At 64.0% G+C, this 25687-nt stretch carries 23 protein-coding genes and 2 tRNA genes; 9 read left to right on the top strand and 16 right to left on the bottom strand.

Annotated features, from left to right (window positions below; all coding sequences use genetic code 11):
• Positions 1 to 3: 3 nt before the first annotated feature.
• Positions 4 to 612, bottom strand: a complete 609-nt coding sequence (leuD, locus tag RM2_RS03770) for a 3-isopropylmalate dehydratase small subunit (RefSeq protein ID WP_072687514.1) — start codon at positions 610 to 612, stop codon at positions 4 to 6.
• 27 nt (positions 613 to 639) lie between these two features.
• Entirely contained in the window at positions 640 to 2061 is a 1422-nt protein-coding gene (leuC, locus tag RM2_RS03765) for a 3-isopropylmalate dehydratase large subunit (RefSeq protein WP_072687513.1), read from the bottom strand.
• A 134-nt stretch (positions 2062 to 2195) separates the two neighbouring features.
• Here leuC and RM2_RS03760 point away from each other — a divergent pair, with 134 nt between their 5' ends.
• Positions 2196 to 2897 carry an IclR family transcriptional regulator gene (locus RM2_RS03760; RefSeq protein ID WP_072687512.1) on the top strand — a complete coding sequence of 234 codons (702 nt, stop codon included), beginning with the start codon at positions 2196 to 2198 and terminating at the stop codon, positions 2895 to 2897.
• A gap of 34 nt (positions 2898 to 2931) precedes the next feature.
• Positions 2932 to 3450, top strand: a complete 519-nt coding sequence (locus RM2_RS03755) for a pyridoxamine 5'-phosphate oxidase family protein (protein WP_072687511.1) — start codon at positions 2932 to 2934, stop codon at positions 3448 to 3450.
• A gap of 177 nt (positions 3451 to 3627) precedes the next feature.
• Here the strand turns inward: RM2_RS03755 and RM2_RS03750 are convergent.
• From RM2_RS03750 to RM2_RS03735, 4 genes are all read right to left on the bottom strand, one after another.
• Positions 3628 to 3700, bottom strand: a tRNA-Glu gene (locus tag RM2_RS03750).
• A 77-nt stretch (positions 3701 to 3777) separates the two neighbouring features.
• Positions 3778 to 3849, bottom strand: a tRNA-Gln gene (locus tag RM2_RS03745).
• Between the two features lie 142 nt (positions 3850 to 3991).
• A complete protein-coding gene (gltX, locus tag RM2_RS03740; RefSeq protein WP_072687510.1) occupies positions 3992 to 5467 on the bottom strand; it encodes a glutamate--tRNA ligase in 1476 nt (491 codons plus the stop codon).
• A gap of 73 nt (positions 5468 to 5540) precedes the next feature.
• Positions 5541 to 6314 carry a fumarylacetoacetate hydrolase family protein gene (locus RM2_RS03735; protein WP_072687509.1) on the bottom strand — a complete coding sequence of 258 codons (774 nt, stop codon included), beginning with the start codon at positions 6312 to 6314 and terminating at the stop codon, positions 5541 to 5543.
• A 154-nt stretch (positions 6315 to 6468) separates the two neighbouring features.
• Between RM2_RS03735 and RM2_RS03730 the strand changes: the two genes are divergently transcribed.
• A complete protein-coding gene (locus RM2_RS03730; RefSeq protein ID WP_072687508.1) occupies positions 6469 to 7254 on the top strand; it encodes a S1 family peptidase in 786 nt (261 codons plus the stop codon).
• A gap of 224 nt (positions 7255 to 7478) precedes the next feature.
• Here RM2_RS03730 and RM2_RS03725 read toward each other — a convergent pair whose 3' ends face one another.
• The 5 genes from RM2_RS03725 to RM2_RS03705 form a co-directional block, all read right to left on the bottom strand.
• Complete coding sequence (locus RM2_RS03725) at positions 7479 to 8489, bottom strand: 3-isopropylmalate dehydrogenase (RefSeq protein ID WP_072687717.1); 1011 nt, start codon at positions 8487 to 8489, stop codon at positions 7479 to 7481.
• Positions 8490 to 8559: 70 nt separating this feature from the next.
• Positions 8560 to 10155 carry a phosphoglycerate dehydrogenase gene (gene serA / locus RM2_RS03720; RefSeq protein WP_072687507.1) on the bottom strand — a complete coding sequence of 532 codons (1596 nt, stop codon included), beginning with the start codon at positions 10153 to 10155 and terminating at the stop codon, positions 8560 to 8562.
• Positions 10156 to 10375: 220 nt separating this feature from the next.
• On the bottom strand, positions 10376 to 11389 hold the full coding sequence (gene ilvC / locus RM2_RS03715) for a ketol-acid reductoisomerase (protein ID WP_072687506.1): 1014 nt from the start codon (positions 11387 to 11389) through the stop codon (positions 10376 to 10378).
• Positions 11390 to 11427: 38 nt separating this feature from the next.
• Positions 11428 to 11931 (bottom strand): acetolactate synthase small subunit, encoded by a 504-nt coding sequence (ilvN, locus tag RM2_RS03710; RefSeq protein ID WP_072687505.1) that lies wholly within the window; start codon positions 11929 to 11931, stop codon positions 11428 to 11430.
• The gene (locus RM2_RS03705; RefSeq protein WP_072687504.1) at positions 11928 to 13871 is read right to left on the bottom strand and encodes an acetolactate synthase large subunit; all 1944 of its coding nucleotides are present in this window, start codon (positions 13869 to 13871) and stop codon (positions 11928 to 11930) included. The genes ilvN and RM2_RS03705 overlap by 4 nt, the downstream gene beginning before the upstream one ends.
• Before the next feature lie 268 nt (positions 13872 to 14139).
• Here RM2_RS03705 and RM2_RS03700 point away from each other — a divergent pair, with 268 nt between their 5' ends.
• The 3 genes from RM2_RS03700 (at position 14140) to RM2_RS03690 (ending at position 18520) form a co-directional block, all read left to right on the top strand.
• The gene (locus RM2_RS03700; protein WP_072687503.1) at positions 14140 to 14631 is read left to right on the top strand and encodes a PH domain-containing protein; all 492 of its coding nucleotides are present in this window, start codon (positions 14140 to 14142) and stop codon (positions 14629 to 14631) included.
• Positions 14632 to 14683: 52 nt separating this feature from the next.
• Positions 14684 to 16528, top strand: coding sequence for a dihydroxy-acid dehydratase (gene ilvD / locus RM2_RS03695; RefSeq protein WP_072687502.1), 1845 nt, complete (start codon positions 14684 to 14686; stop codon positions 16526 to 16528).
• Positions 16529 to 16984: 456 nt separating this feature from the next.
• Positions 16985 to 18520, top strand: a complete 1536-nt coding sequence (locus RM2_RS03690) for an amino acid permease (protein WP_072687501.1) — start codon at positions 16985 to 16987, stop codon at positions 18518 to 18520.
• Between the two features lie 141 nt (positions 18521 to 18661).
• Here the strand turns inward: RM2_RS03690 and RM2_RS03685 are convergent, their stop codons facing one another.
• Positions 18662 to 19501, bottom strand: coding sequence for a DoxX family protein (locus RM2_RS03685; protein WP_072687500.1), 840 nt, complete (start codon positions 19499 to 19501; stop codon positions 18662 to 18664).
• Between the two features lie 98 nt (positions 19502 to 19599).
• Here RM2_RS03685 and RM2_RS03680 point away from each other — a divergent pair, with 98 nt between their 5' ends.
• On the top strand, positions 19600 to 20751 hold the full coding sequence (locus RM2_RS03680) for a PQQ-dependent sugar dehydrogenase (protein WP_072687716.1): 1152 nt from the start codon (positions 19600 to 19602) through the stop codon (positions 20749 to 20751).
• Between the two features lie 78 nt (positions 20752 to 20829).
• Here RM2_RS03680 and gatB read toward each other — a convergent pair whose 3' ends face one another.
• The 4 genes from gatB to RM2_RS03660 all read right to left on the bottom strand — a co-directional run bounded on the left by gatB (position 20830) and on the right by RM2_RS03660 (position 24808).
• On the bottom strand, positions 20830 to 22341 hold the full coding sequence (gatB, locus tag RM2_RS03675; protein WP_072687499.1) for an Asp-tRNA(Asn)/Glu-tRNA(Gln) amidotransferase subunit GatB: 1512 nt from the start codon (positions 22339 to 22341) through the stop codon (positions 20830 to 20832).
• A gap of 42 nt (positions 22342 to 22383) precedes the next feature.
• Positions 22384 to 23415: an ATP-dependent 6-phosphofructokinase gene (locus RM2_RS03670; RefSeq protein ID WP_072687498.1), complete on the bottom strand. Its 1032-nt coding sequence runs from the start codon at positions 23413 to 23415 to the stop codon at positions 22384 to 22386.
• 95 nt (positions 23416 to 23510) lie between these two features.
• Positions 23511 to 24173 carry a response regulator gene (locus RM2_RS03665; RefSeq protein ID WP_072687497.1) on the bottom strand — a complete coding sequence of 221 codons (663 nt, stop codon included), beginning with the start codon at positions 24171 to 24173 and terminating at the stop codon, positions 23511 to 23513.
• 152 nt (positions 24174 to 24325) lie between these two features.
• Positions 24326 to 24808: a hypothetical protein gene (locus RM2_RS03660; RefSeq protein ID WP_139277662.1), complete on the bottom strand. Its 483-nt coding sequence runs from the start codon at positions 24806 to 24808 to the stop codon at positions 24326 to 24328.
• Between the two features lie 48 nt (positions 24809 to 24856).
• Between RM2_RS03660 and RM2_RS23360 the strand changes: the two genes are divergently transcribed.
• Together RM2_RS23360 and RM2_RS03655 are read left to right on the top strand one after the other, a co-directional pair.
• A complete protein-coding gene (locus RM2_RS23360; RefSeq protein WP_139277661.1) occupies positions 24857 to 25216 on the top strand; it encodes a hypothetical protein in 360 nt (119 codons plus the stop codon).
• 29 nt (positions 25217 to 25245) lie between these two features.
• Complete coding sequence (locus RM2_RS03655) at positions 25246 to 25617, top strand: DUF6545 domain-containing protein (protein WP_307718082.1); 372 nt, start codon at positions 25246 to 25248, stop codon at positions 25615 to 25617.
• The last annotated feature ends 70 nt before the right edge of the window (positions 25618 to 25687 follow it).

Here is a 25687-nt window from a genome sequence, read left to right as displayed (position 1 = left end):
CCGTTACTCGGTCGAAACGGGCTCCGGAAGAGTCACAGGTTTCCAAGACTGCCTTGACTTTTCGAACTCGGAAATGGCTTCTACCTGGCGCAATGTCAATCCAATGTCGTCGAGACCCTTGAGTAGGCGCCACCTTGTGTAGTCATCAATGTTGAAGGGCACCACGGTGGTTCCAGCCGTCACCGTCTTGTTCTGGAGGTCGACAACCAGTTCGAGACCCGGTTGCTCGTCGAGCAGTTTCCAGAGCAGTTCGACTTCAGGCTGATCAACCTGAGCGGCCAGCAGACCGGCCTTGCCTGCGTTGCCCCGAAAGATGTCCGCGAACCGGGACGCGATCACGACCCGAAAACCGAAGTCCGATAGCGCCCATACCGCGTGCTCCCGGGAACTACCGGTGCCGAAGTCGGGCCCGGCGACCAGAACGCTGCCGTTGCCGTACGGGGCAGCGTTGAGAACGAATTTCGGATCGCCTCGCCACGCGGCAAACAGACCGTCCTCGAATCCGGTGCGGGTCACTCGTTTCAGATACACCGCCGGAATGATCTGGTCCGTGTCCACGTTGGACCGCCGCAGCGGAACGCCGATACCTTTGTGCGTGCTAAAGGATTCCATCGAAAATTCTCCCAAATTCCTTGATTCCTAGGCCAGATCTGTCGGTGCGGACAGTGTTCCCCGGACTGCGGTCGCGGCGGCAACGAGCGGCGAAACCAGGTGAGTCCTGCCACCCTTGCCTTGACGGCCTTCAAAATTGCGGTTGGACGTGGAGGCCGAGCGTTCACCGGGCGCGAGCTGGTCCGGGTTCATGCCGAGACACATCGAGCACCCCGCCTGCCGCCATTCGGCACCGGCAGTGGTGAAGATCTCTCCCAGGCCCTCCCTTTCGGCCTCTGCGCGAACACGCATCGAGCCCGGGACAATCAGCATCCGTACCCCGTCGGCGACGTGGCGGTCGCGCAACACGTCGGCTACCGCTCTCAGATCCTCTATCCGGCCGTTGGTGCACGAACCCACGAAGACCGTGTCGATAGCCACCTCACGCAACGGAGTTCCGGCTTCGAGGCCCATGTAGGCCAACGCCTTCTCCGCGCTGTGCCGTTCGCTCTCGTCGACGATATCCACTGGATTCGGTACCGATCCACCGAGCGGCAGTCCCTGCCCCGGGTTCGTGCCCCACGTAACGAATGGCGTCAGCGCACTCGCATCGATGTGGACTTCGTTGTCGAATACCGCACATTCATCGGTCTGCAACCGCTCCCACGCCGCCACTGCGGCATCCCAGTCCGTGTCCTTCGGCGCATGGGGACGCCCCTTGATGAATTGGTAGGTGATCTCGTCGGGAGCGATCATTCCGGCTCGGGCACCCGCCTCGATGGACATGTTGCAGATAGTCATCCGCCCTTCCATCGACATCTTCCGGATCGCCTCGCCGCGGTACTCCAGAACGTAACCCTGACCGCCGCCCGTACCGATCTCGGCGATTACCGCCAAAATGAGGTCCTTGCTCGTCACGCCTTCGGGCAGTTCACCGTCGACCGTGACCGCCATAGTCTTGAACGGACGCAACGAAAGTGTCTGCGTCGCCATGACGTGCTCGACCTCACTCGTGCCGATGCCCATCGCAAGCGCACCGAAGGCACCGTGCGTGGAGGTGTGACTGTCTCCGCACACCACCGTCATGCCGGGCTGAGTGAGCCCCAACTGCGGACCCACGACGTGAACGATGCCCTGATCTATGTTTCCCATCCGGTGCAACCGCACACCGAATTCCTCACAATTGCGCCGCAGCGTGTCCACCTGGGTCCTGGAAACAGGGTCCGCGATCGGTTGGTCGATGTCGACGGTGGGAACGTTGTGGTCCTCGGTGGCGATCGTCAGATCCGGACGGCGCAGAGCACGCCCTGCCAGCCGAAGTCCGTCGAATGCCTGCGGACTCGTCACTTCGTGGACGAGATGCAGATCGATGTAGATGAGGTCTGGATTGTCTCCCTCTCCCCGGACCACGACGTGGTCGTCCCACACCTTCTCTGCCAAGGTGCGTGCTTTCTCCGCCATTTTCTCCACCTCTGTGTGTCAGCCTCGCACCGTGGGCTCTTCGGGCCGCCGTGCGCTCGACGTCGGTACCTTGTTTTCGGACTCGCATTAGACGTTGGACGTAGATGCTATGATCTCACGATGCGAGAAACTGATATCGGTCCATGAGACAGCATAGCGGCATCGGCGTCCTTGACAAGGCGGTAGGCGTGCTACGGGCCGTGGCCGAGAAGCCCTGCAGCCTCGCCGAACTGTGCTCGCGGACCGGACTCCCCCGGGCCACTGCCCACCGACTGGCCGTCGGGCTCGAGGTCCATCGCCTTCTCACGCGCGACCCTGATGGCCTGTGGTGCCCCGGCCCCGGACTCGCCGAACTCGCAGCGACAGCCAGCGATCCACTCGTCTCGGCGGCGGCGCTCGTACTGCCACGACTGCGCGAAATCACCGGCGAGAGCGTGCAGTTGTACCGCAGGGAAGGCATCCATCGCGTCTGCGTGGCCGCGATGGAACCTCCCACAGGACTTCGCGATACTGTCCTCGTCGGGGCACGGCTGACCATGAGTGCCGGTTCGGGCGCCAAGGTTCTGCTCGCCTGGGCCGACCCACAGACTCAGCGAGCGGTGCTCCCCGAGGCCGCGTTCGGCGAACGTGCGCTGCTCGAGGTTCGCCGACGCGGTTGGGCGCAGAGCGCTGCCGAGCGCGAACCCGGTGTCGCCAGCGTGGCCGCACCCGTCCGCGATGCAGCCGGCGCTGTCCTCGCGGCGATCTCGGTATCCGGGCCCATCGACAGAATGGGAAGACGACCTGGTTCCCGGTGGGCGGCCGATCTCCTCGCCGCGGCAGAAGCGCTACACAAGAGACTCTGACGCGCGACCAGCACACTGCGAGAGGGAGAATCGGATGGGGACGAACCAGCGGGCACAGATCACGATGACAGATTCGGAGATCACCGAATTCGTGGACAGGAGTCGGATCGCCACCCTGGCAACGGTGGGCTCTGACGGCAGACCCCACCTGGTCGCCATGTGGTACGCCGTGATCGACGGCAAGATCTGGTTCGAAACCAAGGCCAAATCGCAGAAGGCTGTCAACCTGCGTCGCGACGACCGGGTCACCGTCCTGATCGAGGACGGTGACACTTACGACACCCTGCGCGGCATCTCGATCGAGGGCCGCGCGGAGATCGTGGAAGACCGGGACACAATGTTCGCCGCCGGAGTCAGTGTCTGGGAACGCTATACCGGCCCCTACTCCGACGATCTCCGTCCCGCAATCGATCAGTTGCTGCACAATCGGGTGGTCGTACGGATCGTTCCGCAGCGCACCAGGAGTTGGGATCACGCGAAGCTCGGCCTGCCCGCCATGCCGGTGGGCGGAACCACGGCGGAGTTCCTGGCGTCGGCAGACCGACGGGCCTGACCCGAACTCGTTGTGACCCTGGCTCGAAATAGACTGGAAGCATTGCCGGAGTCCTCGGCGTAGCGCCCGCAAGAGCGAATGAGCGACACGATATCCCACTAATCAATGTCCCGATAATCAAAGGAACTGGCAATGAAAGAAACACCCTCCAACTTGCTGGAGGGTGTTTCTTTGTTGTAGCCCCGACGGGATTCGAACCCGCGCTACCGCCTTGAGAGGGCGGCGTCCTAGGCCGCTAGACGACGGGGCCAGGAACTTTAGTTTTGCTATGGAAGCTCGGCAAGCATAGCTTGCCGAAGTCCGGAGTCAAAATCGACCGAACTTCCGCTGGGGTACCAGGACTCGAACCTAGAATGGCGGTACCAGAAACCGCTGTGTTGCCAATTACACCATACCCCAATGACCGTTCTCGAACCGCCGAGCTTCTCAGGCTCCGCGGCCCGCCTCGGGCCGAAGAAGAGATTACCAGCCTACTGCCAGGATTCACCAAATCGTGTGGTCAACGGCTGTTTTTTCACCTTCTCCGATCCGAGGCACGCGTCTAGGCCGTGATGGCGGCGCGTGCAGAACGCAGCCGTGACAGCGATGCGTCCCGCCCGAGCAGTTCCATCGATTCGTAAAGCGGCGGGCTGATGTGCGAGCCCGTGATGCCAACCCGGACGGGGGCGAATGCCTTACGCGGCTTGAGGCCCAGTACGTCCACGAGAGCGGTCTTGAGAGCCCCCTCCAGCGAGGCTGCGTCCCACACGTCGACGGCGTCCAGCGAGGCAATTGCGGCGTCGAGAACGGGCGCGGCGTCAGGACCGAGGTTCTTGGCCGCAGCGGCCGGATCGATCTCGAAGTCGGCCTCGTCGACGAACAGGAACTTCAGCAGGCCCCACGCGTCTGACAGGACCACGACGCGGGTCTGGACCAGTTCGGCCGCAGTCGCGAAGACGGTCTCGTCCAAGGTCTCCCCGAGATGGCCGTGCGCTGTCAGGAAGGCGCGCAAGCGCGCCGCGAAATCAGCGGGCTCGAGCATCCGGATCTGCTCGGCGTTGATAGCGTCGGCCTTCTTCTGGTCGAAACGGGCCGGATTGGAATTGACCTTGGAGATATCGAAGGCCGCCACCATCTCGTCCAGCGAGAACACGTCGTGGTCGTCAGAAATCCCCCAGCCGAGCAGTGCCAGGTAGTTCAACAATCCCTCTGGGACGAACCCGCGGTCGCGGTGGATGAAAAGGTTCGACTCAGGGTCGCGCTTGGACAATTTCTTGTTGCCCTGCCCCATTACGAACGGCAGATGGCCGAACTGCGGCGTGAACTCCGCCACTCCGATTCGCTGCATAGCCTCGTAGAGCGCGAGTTGCCGCGGCGTGGACGACAGGAGGTCCTCACCCCGGAGGACGTGTGTGATCTTCATCAATGCATCGTCGACCGGGTTGACCAAGGTGTAGAGCGGAATTCCGTTTCCCCGTGTGAGGACGAAGTCGGGGACGGTGCCCGCCTTGAAGATCGTCTCGCCGCGTACGAGATCGACCCAGGTGAGGTCGTGATCGGGCATCCGCAACCGCACGACGGGCTTGCGGCCTTCGTCGCGGAACGCCTGCCGCTGCCCAGGAGTCAGATTGCGGTCGAAGTTGTCGTACCCCAGCTTGGGATCGCGGCCAGCCGTCTTGTGCCGTTCCTCGACCTCCTCTGGCGTCGAGAACGATTCGTACGCCTCGTCCGCAGCGAGCAGTTTCGCGACGACGTCCAGGTGCAGGTCTCGTCGCTGCGACTGCCGGTAAGGCTCGTGCGGCCCACCGACCTCCGGCCCCTCGTCCCAGTTCAAACCGAGCCAGCGGAGTGCGTCCAGGATCGCCTGGTACGACTCCTCACTGTCACGAGCAGCGTCGGTGTCTTCGATTCGGAATACGAACGACCCGCCGTTGTGTCGGGCAAACGCCCAGTTGAACAGGGCCGTCCGAACAAGCCCGACGTGCGGGGTTCCGGTGGGCGACGGGCAGAAACGGACGCGAACTTCGCTTGTGGTCATGGCTCACTTGGGTCGACGCTGGGAAACGGACTCCTTACAGGCTAGTCCGCTCCCGATGACAGCACGACAGCCGTCAACGCTTGGCGGTCACCGGATTGGTGAGGGTGCCGATGCCCCCAAGGGTCACACTCACGCTCTGACCGTCGACAATTGGACCGACTCCTTCGGGGGTACCGGTGAGAATGACATCGCCCGGAAGCAGCGTCATGACGGCGGACACCCATTCGATGATCTTCGGAATGTCGTGCAACAGAAGCGAGGTGTTGCTTCGCTGTTTCACTTCCCCGTCAACCTCTGTGGTGATGTCAATGTCGGACGGGTCGAGCTGGGTTTCGATCCACGGTCCCAGCGGACAGAACGTGTCGTGCCCCTTGGCCCGCGTCCACTGCCCATCCTTGCGCTGCTGGTCACGCGCCGACACGTCGTTGGCCGCCGTGTACCCGAGCACGACGTCGAGCGCCTTCGCTGCAGGAACGTCTTTGCAGGGCCGTCCGATGACCACTGCCAGTTCACCCTCGTAGTGAACCTCGTCGGACGACTTCGGCAGGACGATCGGGGCATCGGGCCCGACGATCGAGGTGTTCGGCTTGATGAAGATCACCGGATCGACAGGCGCATCGCCACCCATCTCGGCCGCATGGGCGGCGTAGTTCTTTCCCACGCAGACAACCTTGCTCGCAAGAATCGGGGCGAGGAGTCGCACATCGGCGAGCGGCCAACTGCGCCCGGTGAAGGTGGGATTGCCGAAGGGATGCTCGGCGATCTCTTTCGCCGTCCGCGAGTCACCCTCCCCTTCGATACTCACGAACGCAACACCATCGGGACTTGCCACTCGACCAAGACGCATGCCGCCGAGTCTATCGGTCCGGGCCCCTGGACGTACTGCGACACCGGACGAGGCGGGTTCGAAGAAGACGAGGTAGGTGCGCAAAAAGGAGCAGCACCAAACCGGGATTGTCCGATAGTTGTGCACTCAGAATGTTCTGGTAACTTCGCGCAGCATGAAACCGATCAGGGCATTGACTGTATCCGCGCTGACGCTCACGTCACTCCTCAGCATGTCTGGGATTGCCGGTGCGGTCGCGAACGGCATCGATGCACCCCCTGGAACCTTCGGGTTCAATACACAGTTCACCATGACGGGAATTCCCACCCCTGACGGCGGAACCCGCGACAGTGCATGCTCGGGCGCTCTCGTAGCCCCCCAATGGATCATTACCGCCGGGCACTGCTTTCACGACACAACAGGCATTCGTGTCGATGGGCCACCCCGGTACGAGACAGAAGCAACCGTCGGGAAAACCACTCTGCAAGACACGGGGTCTTCCACACTGTTCGGCAACCCCGGGCACACAAGGAGTGTTATAGACGTCCGCCAATCGGAAGTGAACGACCTCGCATTGGCGAAGTTGTCGGAACCGATCACCGATTTGACGCCAGTCGCGCTACCTCTCAGCCCGCCCAACTCCGGGGACTTGGTTGCTATCGACGGATGGGGTGCGAACACGTCGGTCGATCCGATGCCAGCACAACATGTGCGTCTCGGGGGATTTCGCATCGCGGAGGTTGCGGATACGACCATACAAGTAGCTGGCCTACTCCCACTGTCGACGACAAGTGCGTGCGCGTACGACTCCGGCGCCCCCTACTTCACTCCGACGAGCCTGTCCGAAGGCGTCTTGGTCGGTGTGGAAAACGATGGGCCGCCCTGCCCGCACAACCAGCTCGACACCGCCGCACGCGTCGACAATCAAGTCGACTGGATTCGTTCTCAGATTCAGCCCTGACTCAGCGGTCCTCTTCGGGATACCCGCAACCCGCCCGAGCGTGTTCCCGCATTCACGCCTCGGGTGCTTGGTAACTAACTGGACATACGGAAATTCCCGACATACGTGAGGGAGACTTCAGGATCTCGCTGGCTTCGATCAGATCTCGGCACTCTCGCTCAAGTCGTAGAGTCAGCACGGTCGTCCTGTCCCCTACTCGGCTCCCCCTGAACGCGACCGTGGCACTAGAGAGCCGCGGTGATCCGGTCACCAACCTCCGAGGTGACGATCTTCGACTCGCCGCGCGAGGCCAGATCTGCCTCGACGGCAGCTTCGACGCGCGCTGCGTCGCCGTCACGGCCGAGATGGCGCAGGAGCAGCGCCGCAGACAGAATGGCCGCCGTCGGATCCGCGATCCCCTGGCCGGCGATGTCCGGGGCGCTACCGTGCACCGGTTCGAACATCGACGGGTTGATGCCCGAGGCATCGATGTTTCCTGAAGCTGCGAGTCCGATTCCTCCCGTGACCGCGCCCGCGAGATCAGTGATGATATCTCCGAACAGGTTGTCGGTGACGATCACGTCGAAACGCGAAGGGTCGGTGACCATGTAGATGGTGGCAGCGTCGATGTGGCAGTAGGCCGTCTCCACGTCGGGGTAGTCGGCCGACACCGTCTCGACCGCACGCGTCCAGATCGCACCCGCGTTGGAGAGGACGTTCGTCTTGTGGATGAGGGTGACGTGCCGCCGCCTGGTCTGCGCAAGGGCGAACGCGTACCGCACCACTCGTTCGGCCCCGAACCAAGTATTGATCGACACCTCGGTCGCGATCTCGTGCGGGGTGCCCACGCGGATCGCACCACCGTTGCCGGTGTACGGACCTTCGGTCCCCTCACGGACGACCACGAAGTCGATGTCGGGCCGAGCCGCCAGCGGCGACTTCGATCCAGGATAGAGCTGCGAAGGGCGAAGATTCACATGGTGATCCAACGCAAATCGCATGTTCAGCAACAGTCCGCGTTCGAGCACGCCGGGCGTGACCGACGGGTCGCCGATGGCGCCCAACAGGATCGCGTCATGCCCGCGGATCGCCGCGAGATCGGCATCCGGGAGCAATTCCCCGGTCGCGTTGTATCGACGGGCACCGAGGTCGTACTCGGTGGTATCGAGATCGGGAACGAGCTTTCGCAGCACCTTCAGAGCCTCGGCCGTGACCTCGGCACCGATGCCGTCACCAGCAATGACCGCAAGTTTCATGACATCCCACTTCAAGTAGAGCTGTGCGCGTGCCACGATTTCGAGACGTCGTGGCACGCGCACAGGAGGACTAGGCCAGGTTGACGAGTTCGATCTTGGTGGCGCCGACTGCAGTGGAAATCGCGTCGCGCACGTCGCCCGACACATCGCGGTCGACGCGGAGGAGGATGGTCGCACCTTCGCCCTCGGCGTCCTGGCTGAGCTGTGCTGCCTGGATGTCGATACCGGCGTTGCCGAGCTGCGTACCAATCTTGCCCAGTGCCCCCGGCTGATCGGTGTAGTTGACCACCAGATTGAGGCCCTCGGCGCGCAGTTCGAAGTTGCGGCCGTTGATGTTGACGATCTTCTCGACCTGCTGGGGGCCGGTCAACGTGCCGGCGACGTTGATGACACTGCCGTCTCCGAACACGGCGCGCAGATCGACCAGACTCCGATGGTTGGGGCTTTCGGCGGCCTTGGTAACCTCGGCAGTGATGCCCCGCTCCTCCGCAAGCGCCGGGGCGTTGACGAACGTCACCGCGTCCTCGATGACGGCCGAGAACACCCCGCGCAGCGCCGAGAGCGCGAGCACCTCGACGTCCTCGGACGCGAGTTCACCGCGCACGTCCACCGAGAGGCTGACGGGCAGTTCGCCCGAGAGCGCGCCGATGAGCAGGCCTTGCTTGCGGACGATCCCGAGCCACGGAGCAACTTCCTCACCCACGGCGCCGCCGGATACATTGACGGCGTCGGGAACGAAATCGCCTGCCAGAGCAAGCAACACAGACTTGGCGACATCGGTTCCGGCGCGGTCCTGCGCCTCACTGGTCGACGCCCCGAGGTGCGGCGTCACGACGACCTCGGGCAGGTCGAACAGCGGGCTGTCGATGCAGGGCTCTGTCTCGAACACGTCGAGACCCGCAGCGCGCACGTGGCCGGCCTTGATCGACTCGGCCAGCGCGGCCTCGTCGATCAGCCCACCGCGAGCGGCGTTGACGATGACGACACCCTTCTTCGTCTTCGCCAGATTCTCCGTACCGAGCAGCCCCTTGGTCTCGGGAGTCTTCGGGAGATGGACCGAGATCAGGTCGGCGCGCCCCAGCAGTTCGTCGAGGCTGACCAGCTCGATGCCGAGTTGCGCAGCGCGCGCGGCCGACACGTAGGGGTCGTACGCGATGACGTGAGTCTCGAACGCGGCGAGGCGCTGGGCGAACAACTGGCCGATCCGGCCGAGGCCGACGACGCCGACGGTCTTGCCGAAGATCTCGACACCGTTGAACTTGCTGCGCTTCCACTCACGGTCACGCAGGGTGGAGTCGGCGGCGGGGATCTGACGGGCGGTGGCGAGCATCAGCGCGACGGCATGCTCGGCGGCCGTGTGAATGTTGGATGTTGGGGCGTTGACGACCATGACACCGCGTTCGGTGGCGGCAGGGACGTCGACGTTGTCGAGGCCGACTCCGGCTCGGGCGACGATCTTCAACTTGGTACCGGCGGCCAAAACCTCGGCATCGACGGTGGTGGCGGAGCGGACGAGGATCGCGTCGGCCTCGGGTACGGCCGCGAGCAGGGCCGCACGATCAGGTCCGTCGACCCAACGCACCTCCACACCGTCGCCCAATGCCTCGACGGTGGACGCCGCAAGCTTGTCGGCGATCAGAACAACGGGACGGCCTGGCTGGCTCACGTGCAAACTCCCTGAATAGGTGGGGGTGGGGGTGTTTCAACCGCACCCAGCTTAGTCCGCCCTCACAGCGAAACCGCATCCTGGTCTGCAATACCACATAGTGAACACCCGCGACATCGGAATAGGACACGAAACAACGTCGGCCCAACGTCGCATCGGTACACTCCGAAGAGACCGATGCGACATTGGGCCAGCGTGACGGAACTGTAAAGCGGTAAACCTAAGCGGTTTCGGTGATCGGACGATCGACCCAGCTCATCAGGTCGCGCAGCTTCTTGCCGGTGACCTCGATGGGGTGCTCGGCGTTGGCCTTGCGCAGAGCCTCGAGTTCGCTGTTGCCGTTCTCGACATTGGCGACGAGGCGGCGCGTGAACTCACCCGACTGGATGTCGGCCAGGATCGCCTTCATGCGCTCCTTGGTGTCGGCGTCGATGACCCGCGGGCCGGAGAGGTAGCCACCGAACTCCGCGGTGTCGGACACCGAGTAGTTCATGCGGGCGATGCCACCCTCGTACATGAGGTCGACGATGAGCTTGAGCTCGTGCAGCACCTCGAAGTACGCCATCTCGGGGGCATAGCCCGCCTCGACCATGACCTCGAAACCGGTCTTGACCAGTTCCTCGGTGCCGCCGCACAGCACGGCCTGCTCGCCGAACAGGTCGGTCTCGGTCTCTTCCTTGAACGTGGTCTTGATGACGCCCGCGCGGGTGCCGCCGATACCCTTGGCGTAGGAGAGGGCGAGAGCTTCACCCTCGCCCTTGGGGTCCTGATCGATCGCGATCAGCGCGGGAACACCCTTGCCGTCGACGAACTGACGGCGCACCAGGTGACCGGGACCCTTCGGCGCGGCCATACCGACGGTGACGAAGGCCGGAGCCTTGATCAGGTCGAAGTGGATGTTGAGGCCGTGACCGAAGAACAGCGCGTCGCCGTCCTTCAAGTTCGGCTCGATGTCATTGGTGAAGATCGACGCCTGGGCGGTGTCGGGCGCCAGCAACATGATCACGTCGGCCCACGCGGAGACCTCGGCGGGCGTACCGACGGTCAGGCCCTGCTCCTCCGCCTTCGCGCGGGACTTCGAACCCTCCTTGAGTCCGACGCGCACTTCGACGCCCGAGTCACGCAGGCTCAGCGAATGCGCGTGACCCTGGCTTCCATAACCGATCACGGCTACCTTGCGACCCTGGATGATCGACAGATCGGCGTCGTCGTCGTAGAACATTTCTATTGCCATATTTCAACCTCTTTCTTGGGGCTTCTACATCCAAAGTACTAGCGAGTGGCGGTGATGGACTTCGGTCCTCGCCCGACCGCCACGACTCCAGACTGCACGATCTCCCGGATACCGTACGGATCGAGCATTCTCAGCAGCGCATCCAACTTGGATCGCGTTCCAGTCGCTTCTATCGTGACCGACTCCGGGGAGACGTCGATCACCTTGGCGCGGAACAGATTCACTGCCTCTATCACCTGAGTGCGCACGCTCGCGTCGGCACGCACCTTGATGAGTAGCAACTCGCGGGCCACTGACGCCTCACCGTCCTGCTCGACGATCTTGATGACGTTCACGAGCTTGTTCAGCTGCTTGGTCACCTGCTCGAGTGGGAACTCGTCGACTGTCACCACAATCGTCATGCGTGAGATCTCGGGAAGCTCGGTGCCACCGACGGCGAGCGACTCGATGTTGAACCCGCGACGGGAAAACAGCGCGGAAACCCTGGCCAGTACGCCCGGCTTGTCCTCGACGAGAACACTGAGGGTGTGGCTGGTGCTCACTGATCTTCCTCCTCGGCCGCTGCGGCCTCGCCCGAACGCTGCTCGCGCTCCATCGCTTGGTTAATGACGGCCGGCTCCGCTGCCGCCTCGTCGTCGTCGAACAGCGGCCGGATGCCCCGTGCCGCCATGATCTCGTCGTTGCTGGTGCCCGCGGCGACCATCGGCCACACCTGCGCGTCGGCGCCGACGATGAAGTCGATCACCACCGGCTTGTCGTTGATCGACTGCGCCTCGAGGATGGCCGCCTCGACGTCCTCCTCGCGCTCGACACGAATGCCGTGACAGCCCAACGCCTCTGCCAGTTTGACGAAATCTGGGATGCGCACCGCACCATGAGTGCCTAGGTTGGTGTTGGAGTAACGCTTCTCGTAAAACAGGGTCTGCCACTGGCGGACCATGCCAAGGTTGCCGTTGTTGATGAGGGCGACCTTGATCGGGATGCCCTCGACGGCGCAGGTGGCTAATTCCTGGTTGGTCATCTGGAAGCAGCCGTCGCCGTCGACGGCCCACACCTCGATGTCTGGTTTGCCCATCTTGGCACCCATGGCGGCGGGCACGGCGTAGCCCATCGTGCCGAGACCGCCGGAGTTCAGCCACGTGCGCGGCTTCTCGTAGTTGATGAACTGCGCCGCCCACATCTGGTGCTGACCGACGCCGGCGCAGTAGATCGCGTCCGGGCCGGCGAGCCTGCCCACCGACTGGATCACGAACTCCGGCGACATCGTGCCGTCCGAGGGACGGTCGTAGCTCAGCGGGTACGTCCGGCGGATCCCGTCGAGGTAGGCCCACCACTCGGTGAGATCGAGCGTGGTCCCGGTGGCCTGATCGGCCCTGATCGCCTCGATCAACTCGACGATGACCTCTTTGCAGTCGCCCACGATCGGGACGTCCGCATAGCGGTTCTTGCCGATCTCCGCGGGGTCGATGTCGGCGTGAATTACCTTGGCGCCGGTCGCGAACGAATCGAGCTGCCCGGTGACGCGGTCATCGAAGCGCGCGCCCAGCGTGATCAGCAGATCGCTGCGCTGCAGTGCAGCCACCGCTGCGACGGTGCCGTGCATGCCCGGCATCCCGCAGTTCAGCGTGTGGCTGTCGGGAAACGCACCGCGCGCCATGAGGGTGGTGACCACCGGAATTCCTGTGAGCTCAGCCAGTTCCAGCAGCTCAGAGGACGATCCCGACTTGATCACGCCACCACCGACGTAGAGCACAGGGTGCTGCGAATCGGCGATCAGGCGAGCGGCCTCGCGGACCTGCTTGCCGTGCGGCTTCGTGACGGGGCGGTATCCGGGCAGCCGCATCTCCGGCGGCCACGAGAACGTGGTCTGTGCCTGGAGTACGTCCTTCGGGATGTCGACGAGCACCGCGCCGGGTCGGCCGCTGGAGGCGAGGTAGAAAGCCTCCGCAAGGATCCGCGGTATGTCGATGGCATCGGTGATCAGGAAGTTGTGCTTGGTGATCGGCATCGTGATGCCGGAGATGTCAGCTTCCTGGAACGCATCTGTGCCGATCAGGCGGCGCCCGACCTGACCGGTAATGGCCACCACCGGAACGGAGTCCATCTGCGCATCGGCGAGCGGCGTCACGAGGTTGGTAGCGCCCGGACCGGAGGTGGCCATGCAAACGCCGACCTTGCCCGTCGCCTGGGCGTACCCGGTGGCAGCGTGTCCGCCCCCCTGCTCGTGACGAACGAGGACGTGCCGAACCCTCGTCGAGTCGAAGAGTGGGTCGTAAAGAGGAAGAACTGCCCCACCCGGAATGCCGAACACGGTTTCGACCTCGAGTTCCTCGAGGGCTCGAACTACGGACTGTGCGCCGGTAACGCGCTCAGGAGCGAGTTGCCGGCGGCTACCGGTCTGCGTCGCGGCGGCCACGGCAGTCGGGTTGGCTGGTCCCGACTTGCGCGGCGTGGGTTGAGGCCGTGCGGTTGGTGCGCTCACTGGAAATCCTCTGATTCTGGCTCCGGGCAACAAAAAAACCCCCGTCAGCTGATGCTGTACGAGGGTGGCGCGTCGTTAATCTGGCGAGTTGAAGAAATCGACTCAGGCGACGACGCGCCGGCCGATTACGAGCAACTCATTCTGTCTCACGCGCTCGACGGTAGGCGCGTGATGCGTGAACAGTCAACTTGGTGAGTCGTCCGTCCCAGAATGTAAGATATGTCGGCTGCAGTGCGAAGATGTAGAGGTGTCGACTTCACAGCAACCCGTGCCACCACAACCATCATCCCATACGACAAACCCTCCCGGTCAGGTCATCCGAATTTCTCCGCTGGCATACCTGGGATGCGCGTTTCTCCTGTTCGCCGTGTCGTTTCCCATCTTCGGTTGGCCTGCCGCCTTCGGCTGGCTCGTCATCGCGCCGATCGTTGCCGTGGGCTGGGTCGCGCGGGTGCGCACCACCATCACTCCCGACGGACTCGCTGTGCGCAGACTGATCGGTGGCCGATCACTGTCGTGGTCTCAGATCACGGGGTTCCGGTTCCCCAAACACGGTTGGGCGCGGGCCACGTTGATCGACGGCAGCGAAGTCTCCCTGCCCGTGGTTACCTTCGATAGACTTCCCCAGATCGCCGCCGCTAGCGGCGGACGCATCACCGATCCCTACGCGGCAGCCGCAGCGGCGGAGGAAGCTGCCCACGATGCCGAATCTAATGGAGAGCGTCCGGCGAGGAACCAGCCGAACACTGACGGCAAATAGCGCACGAGTAGCGTTCGTCCGGCCTTCCAAACGCTGACTAAGGAACACACTCATGCCCCCGCTGAGGTCCCGAACCACCACCGTAGGACGAAATGCCGCAGGCGCCCGCGCACTTTGGCGCGCCACCGGAATGACCGACTCCGACTTCGGAAAGCCGATTGTCGCGATCGCGAACTCGTACACGCAGTTCGTTCCCGGGCACGTCCATCTCAAGAACGTCGGCGACATCGTCGCCGACGCCGTGAGCGCCGCTGGTGGTGTACCTCGGGAGTTCCACACGATCGCGGTTGACGACGGCATCGCGATGGGACACGGGGGCATGCTGTATTCCCTTCCCAGCCGCGAGATCATCGCCGACTCCGTCGAGTACATGGTCAACGCGCACACCGCTGACGCCCTCGTGTGCATCTCGAACTGCGACAAGATCACGCCCGGAATGCTCAATGCTGCAATGCGTTTGAATGTTCCCACCGTGTTCGTCTCGGGCGGGCCGATGGAAGCGGGCAAGGCCGTCGTAGTCAGCGGCGTCGCGCAGGCACCGACCGACCTCATCACCGCGATCTCGGCGAGCGCCAACGATGAGGTCGACGAGGACGGGCTTTCCGAGGTCGAGCGCAGCGCGTGCCCGACGTGCGGGTCGTGCTCGGGCATGTTCACCGCCAACTCGATGAACTGCCTCACCGAGGCGCTCGGTCTGGCGTTGCCCGGCAACGGGTCCACGCTCGCCACCCACGAGGCCCGGCGTGCGCTGTTCACCCGCGCGGGCACTACCGTCGTCGAGGCCGCCCTTCGGTATTACCAGGACGACGACGACTCGGTCCTCCCCCGTAACATCGCCACCCCTGCCGCGTTCCGCAACGCGATGGCCTTGGACGTCGCGATGGGCGGTTCCACCAATACGGTGCTACACACCCTCGCCGCAGCGCAGGAGGGTGAGGTCTACGACTTCGATCTCGCCAAGATCGACGAGATCAGCCGAAAGGTGCCGTGCCTGTCGAAGGTCTCGCCCAACTCCGATTACCACATGGAGGACGTGCACCGGGCAGGCGGAATTCCCGCGATCCTCGGTGAACTCCGCCGCGCGGGTCTGCTCGAGAGCGACGTCTCCACCGTCCATACGAAAAGCATGGACGAGTGGCTCGACACGTGGGACATTCGCTCCGGCAAGGCATCCGACGAGGCCGTCGAACTCTTCCACGCCGCTCCCGGCGGTGTCCGGACCACCGAGCCGTTCTCGACGAACAACCGGTGGTCGTCCCTCGACACGGACGCCGCGAACGGATGCATCCGCGACTTCGAGCACAAGCACACGGCGGAGGGCGGTCTGGCCGTGCTCCGTGGAAACATAGCCGTCAACGGCGCGGTCATCAAGACCGCAGGCATCGACGAGGAACTGTTCCACTTCCAGGGACCCGCGCGCGTCGTGGAGTCGCAGGAGGAGGCGGTGTCCGTCATCCTCGGCAAGAAGATTCAGCCCGGCGACGTGCTCGTCGTGCGCTACGAGGGCCCCGCCGGCGGCCCCGGCATGCAGGAGATGCTGCACCCCACCGCATTCCTGAAGGGTTCCGGTCTCGGGAAGAAGTGCGCACTGATCACGGACGGCCGTTTCTCCGGCGGTTCCTCAGGCCTGTCCATCGGCCATATCTCCCCCGAGGCCGCGAGCGGCGGCGCGATCGGCCTCGTGGAGGACGGTGACCAGATCCTCATCGACATCGCGACCCGCAAGCTCGAACTCCTCGTCGACGACGCCGTACTCGCCGAGCGCCGGGCCAAGATTGAGGCGTCCGAGCGCCCTTGGCAGCCGCACAATCGTGAGCGCACGGTCACCACAGCACTGCGCGCCTACGCCGCGCTGGCGACGTCCGCCGACAAGGGCGCGATCCGTCAGGTCCCGTAGCCGGCGTCCGCACACGCACACCGATTCCGCCTCGAGTGTGATCGATCGAGATCGTATCGGTGATTGATCGAGGGTTCGCGCGCGCGGAACCCAGGTTTCCCTTCTCCCACCCAGCGGTACAGGCACGAGTATGTGCCGTTGGGTGGTCGCTCTGCGTCCAGACCCTTGCCGTCCAGACCCTTGCCGTTCAGATGCCTGCCGTCCAGATGCCTGCCACGTCTGGGATCGGAGTCAGACGTGTCAAAAGCCGTAGGAGCCTGATCAACTCGCTCAGGTGGCAACGCTTCCGTTCAGGTCGAGCTGATCGAATTGATCAGTTCAGTCAATACTTCTTGCGCACGGCGGTCGGTAGTGGTTCTCTCAGCATGCCGTTGAGACTCCCATCACAATCATTGTTAACAAATCGCGTCTCCGGCACGCGAGACCACCGACAGCGAAACAACTTAGGAGCGACACATGCCCGGAGTCGGCATTTGGCGAACGAAATCCGTTGAGCAATCGATAGCGGACACCGACGATCCTGATACCCGGCTGCGGAGGGAACTAACCGCGAAAGACCTCACAGTCTTCGGTGTCGCCGTCGTAATTGGCGCCGGAATCTTCACGCTCACCGCCCGAACCGCCGGCGACGTCGCGGGGCCTGCCATCTCCCTCGCATTCGTCCTCGCCGCCATCGCGTGTGGGCTTGCCGCGCTCTGTTACGCCGAGTTCGCCTCCACCGTTCCGGTCGCGGGAAGTGCTTACACTTTCTCCTACGCCACCTTTGGCGAGTTCATCGCCTGGATCATCGGCTGGGACCTCATACTCGAATTCGCGCTCGCCGCGGCCGTGGTGTCGAAGGGCTGGTCCCTCTATCTCGGCAACGTGCTCGGCTTCAGCGGATCCACCACAGCCCATCTCGGGCCGATCGACTTCGACTGGGGCTCACTGATTCTCGTCGGCGGCATTACCATCGTGCTCGCCATCGGAACCAAGGTGTCCTCGCGCGTGTCCGCAGTCATCACAGCCATCAAGATCGCCGTCGTCCTCCTCGTCATCGTTGTGGGCGCCTTCTACATCAACAAGGAGAACTACTCCCCCTACATTCCGCAGGCCGAGGGCTCCGAAAGCAGCGCGAGCGGCATCCACCAGAGCCTGTTCTCCTTCCTGACCGGCGCCGAGGGCAGCACCTACGGCTGGTACGGCCTCCTCGCCGCAGCGAGTCTCGTCTTCTTCGCCTTCATCGGATTCGACGTCGTCGCCACCACCGCCGAGGAGACCAAGAATCCGCAGAAGGCGCTCCCGCGCGGCATTCTCGGCTCACTTGCCATCGTCACCGTTCTGTACGTCGCTGTGACGCTCGTTCTCACCGGCATGGTGAAGTACACCGACCTGAAATCCGGCAGCCCGCTCGTGGGTGACAGCACCGCGACTCTTGCCACCGCCTTCGAGGCCCACGGCATCACCTGGGCGCAAACTGCGATCAACTTCGGTGGACTCGCCGGACTCACCACCGTCGTCATGGTGATGATGCTCGGTCAGACCCGCGTCCTGTTCGCGATGTCCCGAGATGGACTCCTCCCCCGAGGTCTTGCAAAGACCGGCAACAAGGGCACGCCGGTCCGCATCACCCTGATCGTCGGTGGCGTCGTTGCCGTCCTCGCCGCCCTGTTCCCGATGGGGACGCTGGAGGAGATGGTGAACATCGGCACGCTCTTCGCCTTCATCCTGGTCTGCATCGGCGTTGTCATTCTCCGCCGCACGCGTCCCGATCTGCCCCGAGGGTTCCGGGTTCCGCTGGTCCCGTTGGTCCCGATCCTCGCCGTGCTGGCCTGCGGATGGCTGATGCTGAACCTCTCGGTCGAGACGTGGATCCGATTCCTGGTTTGGATGGCCCTCGGTGTCGTGGTCTACCTCGCCTACGGTCGACGCAAGTCCGTCCTCGGCCTGCGGCTGGCCGCTCAGCCCGAACTGCACGAAGAGGAGGATGTCCCCGAACTCGCTCAGCACTGAGCACTCGTTCAGCACTGAGCACTCGTTCAGCACTGAGCACTCGTTCAGCACTGAGCACAAGAGAATGAGACTCCGCCGCACTCCTGTTTCAGGTGTGCGGCGGAGTCGTGGGCAGAGTCGTGGGCGGAGGCCTGCACGCGATCAAATGAGCGGGTTGGCACCGTTCAAGAAGATCCATACGCACACTCCGGCCGCGATACCCAGGAGCAGAGCGACGAGCGAACCAATGAACGGACGCGTCGCCCAACCCCGCCGGCCGTCTAGTGAGATGCGGCCCGGACCGGTGAGGATGATCACGCCGGCACATACTCCCAGCAGTGTCTCGTACTCGGTGCCCACTGGCGCGAAATACTCGAGCCCCGGGTCGCCGACCTGGCGGAACGCCCACGCATTGATCATCACGGCGAGCACCGACGCGGCCGCGAGCGGGGTCACCAAACCGAGGATCAGCAATGCGCCACCCGCGACCTCACCGACAGCGCCCAGGATCGAGAGAAGCTTCGCCTGTTGGAAACCCGCGTTCGCGAGCATCTCCTCGAAACCGCCGAGGCCGGGGCCGTCCCACACCCCTGTCAGCTTCTGCAGACCGTGTACCAAAACCGTGCCGCCCACCGCGAGACGCAGCGCCAGCAGACCGAGGTCGAGGGTGCCGCGCCCTATCTCGACGTCGCCCTGTTCGATCCGGGCCGACGTGTCATCAGTCGCAGCCACGGGCGGCGCAGCGATCACCTGCGTCGGCTGGTCCGACCGGTCGGATGTCCCCGCAGGTGGGTACGCGGCGATCTCTTCGGTGAGGAAGTCCGCGTCGAACGAAGCGCCGGGGTCGAGTTCGTCGTCAGTCCGGGGGATGACCAGACCAGTAGGCCCGTGCGGCGGCGCGGGCGACGGAATGCGCTCGGTGGGAAGGTCGTAAGGGCTCGCGACCTTGCCGTCGCCGGACGTGTCACCGTGGTCCGACGACTCCTTGGGGTCTTTCCGCATGTCAGTCACGCCGTTCAGCGTAGGTCGGTCAACACCAGATCGCGGGTAAACGGAACCGGCGTGGCGGCGTGGCGGCACTCTTCCGTAACGTCTCCATCATGATGGTGCGTGGACAGCGCCGGAAGACCTCCGGCAGATCTGTGATGGCGATGTCCGCTGTGTGCGTCACCGCGGTCCTCGCAGCGGGGTGCGCGACATTCGACGACTCCGCTTCCTCTCCGTTCACACCTGAACCGACCGGCACGGTGGGCGGCGAGGTCGAACCGAAGAACCCGCCGCCGTCCACCACACAGACACCACCGCCGACTCCGCTGGGACCGTGCCAGGATCCGGACCCCAGTGTCATTGCCACCTGTCTCGGCACCACCGGCGGACTGGTCGTCCTCCCCGACGGGGCCACCGCACTGGTCGCTGAGCGCCGCACCGGGCGCATCATGCAGGTCGCCGAGGGGCAGACCCCCATCGAGATCGCGCGTGTGAACGTCGACGGCAGTTCCGACGGCGGTCTGCTCGACATCGCGCTGTCGCCGACCTTCATCGAGGATAACCTGATCTACGCCTACGTCACGACGGCGACCGACAACCGGGTCGTGCGGGTCGCGCCGGGCGACTCCGCAAAGGAGATACTCGGCGGGATCCCGCGGGGCGCGACCGGCAACGCCGGTTCACTCGAATTCTCGGGAGACGATTTGATGGTCCTCACCGGCAACGCGGGCAATCCCGCCGCGGCCGCCGACCCCGCGTCACTCGCGGGGAAACTGTTGAAGGTCACCGCACTGTCCCCGGCATCGAACTCGGCGCGACCGCGACCGCAGGTGATGCTGTCGGGCATCGGCACCGCGGGAGGTGTGTGCGTCGACCCGGGTGTCGCGGTCTGGGTCACCGACCGCACCCCACTCGAAGACCGGTTGCAGCGCGTCGGCGCCGACGGATCGGTACCGTCACCGGCCTGGACGTGGCCCGAACGCCCCGGCGTCGGCGGTTGCGTGGCTGCAGGCGACGTCGTCGCCGTGTCCTTGAGTACGGGGCAGGCCATGTCGGTGCTCGCTGCGGATCCGGGCACGGGTGCCGTGACCGTCGCACCCAGCGTCATCGCGCAGGACCGGTACGGCCAACTCGGGGGCGCCGCTCTCGGACCCGACGGCCTCATCTGGGTGAGCACCGTCAACAAGACCGCCGGCCAGCCTGGACCCAACGATGATCGCGTCATCAAGATGCCCCTGCCCTCCGGTGGCGGCGGATTCGACTGACGTCACCGGCAAGTTGGCGAACTGGGCCGTTCGCCGGGGTTGATCCGAGCGAACGGCCCCGTTGGCCCAGAAGGGTTTCTAGCTGCAGGCTTCGACGACGAGTTCCTTGACGCGGGCCGGGTCGGCCTGGCCTCGGGTGGCCTTCATGACGTCGCCGACGATCTTGCCTGCGGCCGCGACCTTGCCGCCGCGAATCTTCTCGGCGATGTCGGGGTTCGCGGCCAGCGCCTCGTCGACGGCCGCTTTGAGCTTCGTGTCGTCGCGCTCGACGACCAGTTCGGGACGGTTCGCAACGACCTGCTGCGGATCACCCTCTCCGGCGAGGACGTAGTCCACCACCTGTCGAGCAACCTTGTTGTTCAGCTTCCCACTGTCGATCAACGAAATCACCTGTGCAACCTGAGCAGGCGATATCGGAAGCTCCACCAACTCCACTCCGCGGGTGTTCGCTTGCTGCGCAAGGTACGAAACCCACCACGACCGTGCGGCCTCGGGGCCGGCGCCGGACTCGGTCGTAGCGATCACCAGGTCGAGGGCTCCGGCATTGACCAGGTCACGCATGGCCTCGTCGGAGACGCCCCAATCGGCCTGAATCCGCGCACGGCGGACCCACGGCAACTCGGGGAGGGTGGCCCGTAGTTCTTCGACCCACTCGGCACTGGGAGCAACCGGTTCGAGATCGGGCTCGGGGAAGTAGCGGTAGTCCTCGGCGGTCTCCTTGCGGCGACCCGGCGACGTGGTGCCGTCTGCTTCCTGGAAGTGCCGGGTCTCCTGAATCACGTCTCCACCGGCTTCGAGCACGGCGGCCTGGCGCCGCATCTCATACCGGACCGCCACCTCGACGCTCTTGAGCGAGTTGACGTTCTTGGTCTCGGAGCGAGTGCCGAGTTCGGAGGCACCGATCGGCATCAGCGACACGTTGGAGTCGCAGCGCATCGAGCCTTGGTCCATGCGGACGTCCGACACATTCAACGACTTCAGCAGATCGCGCAGCGCCGTGACGTAGGCGCGAGCCACCTCGGGAGCGCGCTCACCGGCACCGCTGATCGTCTTGGTCACGATTTCGACCAGCGGCACACCGGCACGGTTGTAGTCGAGCAGTGAGTGGCTGGCGCCGTGGATGCGTCCGGTCGCACCGCCGACGTGCAGCGACTTGCCGGTGTCCTCCTCCATGTGCGCGCGCTCGATCTCCACCCGCCACGTGGTGCCGTCGTCGAGGACGACATCGAGGTAGCCGTTTGTGGCGATCGGCTCGTCGTACTGGGAGATCTGATAGTTCTTGGGCTGATCCGGGTAGAAGTAGTTCTTCCGCGCGAACCGGCCCCAGGACGTGATCGAGCAGTTCAAGGCGAGTCCGATGCGGATTGCGGACTCGACAGCGGCCACGTTCACGACCGGCATCGATCCAGGAAGGCCAAGGCACACCGGGCAAACCTGTGAATTCGGCTCAGCGCCGAACTCCGTGGGGCATGGACAGAACATCTTGGTACTGGTGCCGAGTTCCACGTGCACTTCCATGCCGAGAACCGGCTCGTACTTGGCCAGCACATCGTTGTACTCGAGGAGGTCCGGAGCATCGACAGCAGTCATACCCGAGAGTTTATGCGGCCGGACTCTACCCCGAAAACGCGGTCAGCCGAAGAACGCGGATACTTCGTCGTACCGCTCCCTCGGCACCGTCTTCAGCCGCCGAGTGGCGTCCGCGAGCGGGACCAGGTCGACCGAGGTGCCGTGCAGGGCGACCATGTTACCGAAGTCGCCACGATGCGCGGCGACGGTGGCATGCACCCCGAACCGGGTCGCCAGTACTCGGTCGAACGCGGTGGGAGTGCCACCGCGCTGGACATGCCCGAGGACCGTCGTCCGCACCTCCTTGCCGATGCGGCGTTCGATCTCATCGCCGACCTGCTGCGCGACGCCGGTAAACCGCTTGTGACCGAACTCGTCGATGCCACCTTCGCGTAGCGTCATCGATTCGGGGGTCGGGGTAGCGCCTTCCGCAATGACGCAGATGAAGTGCGCATCGCCCCGCTGGAATCTCGCCTTCACGAGAGAGCACACCTCGGCGACATCGAACGGGACCTCGGGCACGAGAGTGAGATGCGCGCCGCTCGCGAGGCCCGCGTTCAGTGCAATCCATCCTGCGTGCCTGCCCATCACCTCCACGAGCATCACCCGCTGGTGTGATTCGGCGGTGGTGTGCAGGCGGTCTATCGCATCCGTGGCGGTGGACAGTGCGGTGTCGAACCCGAACGTTACGTCGGTGCAGTCGATGTCGTTGTCTATAGTCTTCGGTACGCCGATCACGGGCACCCCGCTTTCGGCGAGCCAACTCGCGGCGGTGAGCGTGCCCTCGCCCCCGATCGGAATGAGGACGTCGATTCCGTTGTTGTCGAGCGTCTGACGGATGTCGTCGAGCCCTGCCTGGAGCTTGTCCGGGTTCACCCGCGCGGTGCCGAGGATGGTACCGCCGCGAGTGAGAATTCGGTCGATCCGGTCGTCGTTGGACAGCACGACCTTGCGGTCTTCGAGCAGACCCCGCCATCCATCTCGAAATCCCACCACCGAGCTGCGATACCGACCTTCGGCGGTGCGCACCACCGCCCTGATAACCGCGTTGAGTCCCGGGCAGTCGCCGCCGCCAGTGAGGATTCCGATCCGCATCCAGACACCCCTCGCCTTGTGATGATGTTGATGGCTGTCCTGTTCATCTTGCCGCCCCCCAGCGTTTCCGGCACCTTGGGCGGCAAGACGACACGTCAGCCGGGTGTGACGAGACCACTTTCGTAGGCAAGTACCACTGCCTGCGCGCGGTCTCGGAGGTTCAGTTTCGACAACACCTTGCCGACGTGCGTCTTGACGGTCTGCTCGGCGACGAACAGCGCCTCCGCGATTTCTGTGTTCGACATGCCCCGAGCGATGAGTTCGAGTACCTCGCGCTCACGTGGCGTCAGTGCGGAGATCGCGGTCGGTTTGCGACGCGCCGTAGTCCGGCGACTGGTCACATCGGCAATCAGCCGCCGGGTGACGGTCGGTGCGAGGAGTGCCTCCCCATCCGCGACCACTCGAACCGCGCGAATGAGTTCCTCTGCAGGCGCATCCTTGAGCATGAAGCCGCTGGCCCCGAGACTCAACGCCTCGTAGACGTAGTCGTCGACGTCGAAGGTCGTGAGCATCAGCACACGCACCGGTGGATCGAATCCCGCGGACAGAATGAGGCGGGCGGCGTCAAGCCCGTTCATTTCCGGCATGCGGACGTCCATCAATACGACGTCAGGGCGTAGGCGCTTGACCTCACTCACCGCCACTGCACCGTTCGAAGCGTCACCGATGACGCTGATGTCGGACTGTGAGGCGAGGAGGGCCCCGAAGCCCTGCCGGACCATAGCTTGGTCGTCGGCAATGAAAACGGTGATGGGCACCCGGCCAGCCTAGGCGGAGGCGGCTGGGAACTCGGTGCGTACCTCGAATCCGCCGCGTACGTGTCTCGCTGTCGAACATCCGGTTGTCGAACATCCGGTTGTCGAACATCCGCATGGTGAGGACAGTTCCACCGCATCGGCGGGCAGCGACCCTACTTGGGAGGTAGGGCAGTCGGAGTGATCGGCTCAGGAATCTGCTGGATGAACGGCTCGGGCTTGAACGGCTCACAGACCGAGGGAACATCCTCCGTCGTCAGGTGCAGATCGATCCCGTCATCCACCCAAAACCATCGCGGCTCTTCGGGAGTCGACCCATCGGCAGCAGGTCGCGTCGTCCACTCCACGCGGGGTCTGTCGAGAAAGTAGGGAACTTGCCTCGGCTGCGGACCCACCGTTCGCCCATCCTTGGTCAACGAATACAGACCCGGAGTCTCATAGGTGCAAATCGAAAACTCGACCGGACCGTCATCGAGCTGCACGGCGCCAACCACCCGAAACAGGGATCCGCCCGTTGTCGCGACCGTGGTAGCCGGCATCTCCGGATCGGAGAGGAAGTCCTCTTCGCGGGCGATTCGAGACCGGAACCGCTTCTGAATCTCGATATTCTCATCAACATTCTTCAACAGATTGTCCACCGACATGTCCAATGCGAACTCGGCCGCGGACCGAAGCGGCTCCGCGAGGTGAAACTGCCAACTCGGTGCGATCCTGGTGCGGCGGGTAAGGAAACGACGGCAACGGTGTCGTGGTGGGCGAAGCCGAGTCGACAGGCGCATTCTGCCCACACGCCACGGCTGCCGACAGTACGAGGAGGAAGATCGGCAGTCGCCGCAGCATCCCTGGCCGACAACTCACTCCCGACCACCTTGCTCGCCGAGATCAACGGCGTAGGACTGACCGTAGTCGGTCACGTACTGCGCGAGACCATTCTCAACAAGAAAATCGCCGAAACCCTCCCCTGCTTGATCGTCTCGAGACATCTCGTCCAGGTTCAGCGGACCCTCGCCCGCAGGATCAGCAAGTTCGTCGGGAAGCCGACCTGAATCGAACGCCGCACGGAGAATTGCATTGTGTGCGTTGCGGATCGATTCCGCGTGTTACGCTCCGCCTACAACCGATGTGGCGAGTGCTCACGTCGGCCGTTCCCGACGTGATGCTCGGGTCGACAGAGGATCTGGCCGGCAACGAGCGTGAGCATCGGATGCGCATCGAGTGTGAAGATGCGCTTCTCCGCTTGCTCCCGTGGCTGCCGGCCCCCGGTCTCGATCCTGACGAATCACCTGCCGTGAGGGCAGCCGCGATCGCTGATGCCCTGGAAAGCTACGGGCTGACCACTGACCCGGTGAATCACGGTGGGGTACAGGCACCTCCGCGGTGGCTCACCGATGAGGACGAATTTCTGCGCGTCGCCGACGCGTGGACAACCCTGAACCGCAGCGGCTGAAGCCGCTTGCCAGCTGAATTGGAGAGCCTGAACGTGCCGACTGCAACGATCCCGCATCCCCCGAAACGTA

Source organism: Rhodococcus marinonascens NBRC 14363 (assembly GCF_001894885.1).
Lineage (GTDB): Bacteria > Actinomycetota > Actinomycetes > Mycobacteriales > Mycobacteriaceae > Rhodococcus_F > Rhodococcus_F marinonascens.
The sequence above is the reverse complement of the archived record's forward strand: the minus strand, read 5'-3'. Positions and strand labels throughout refer to the sequence as shown.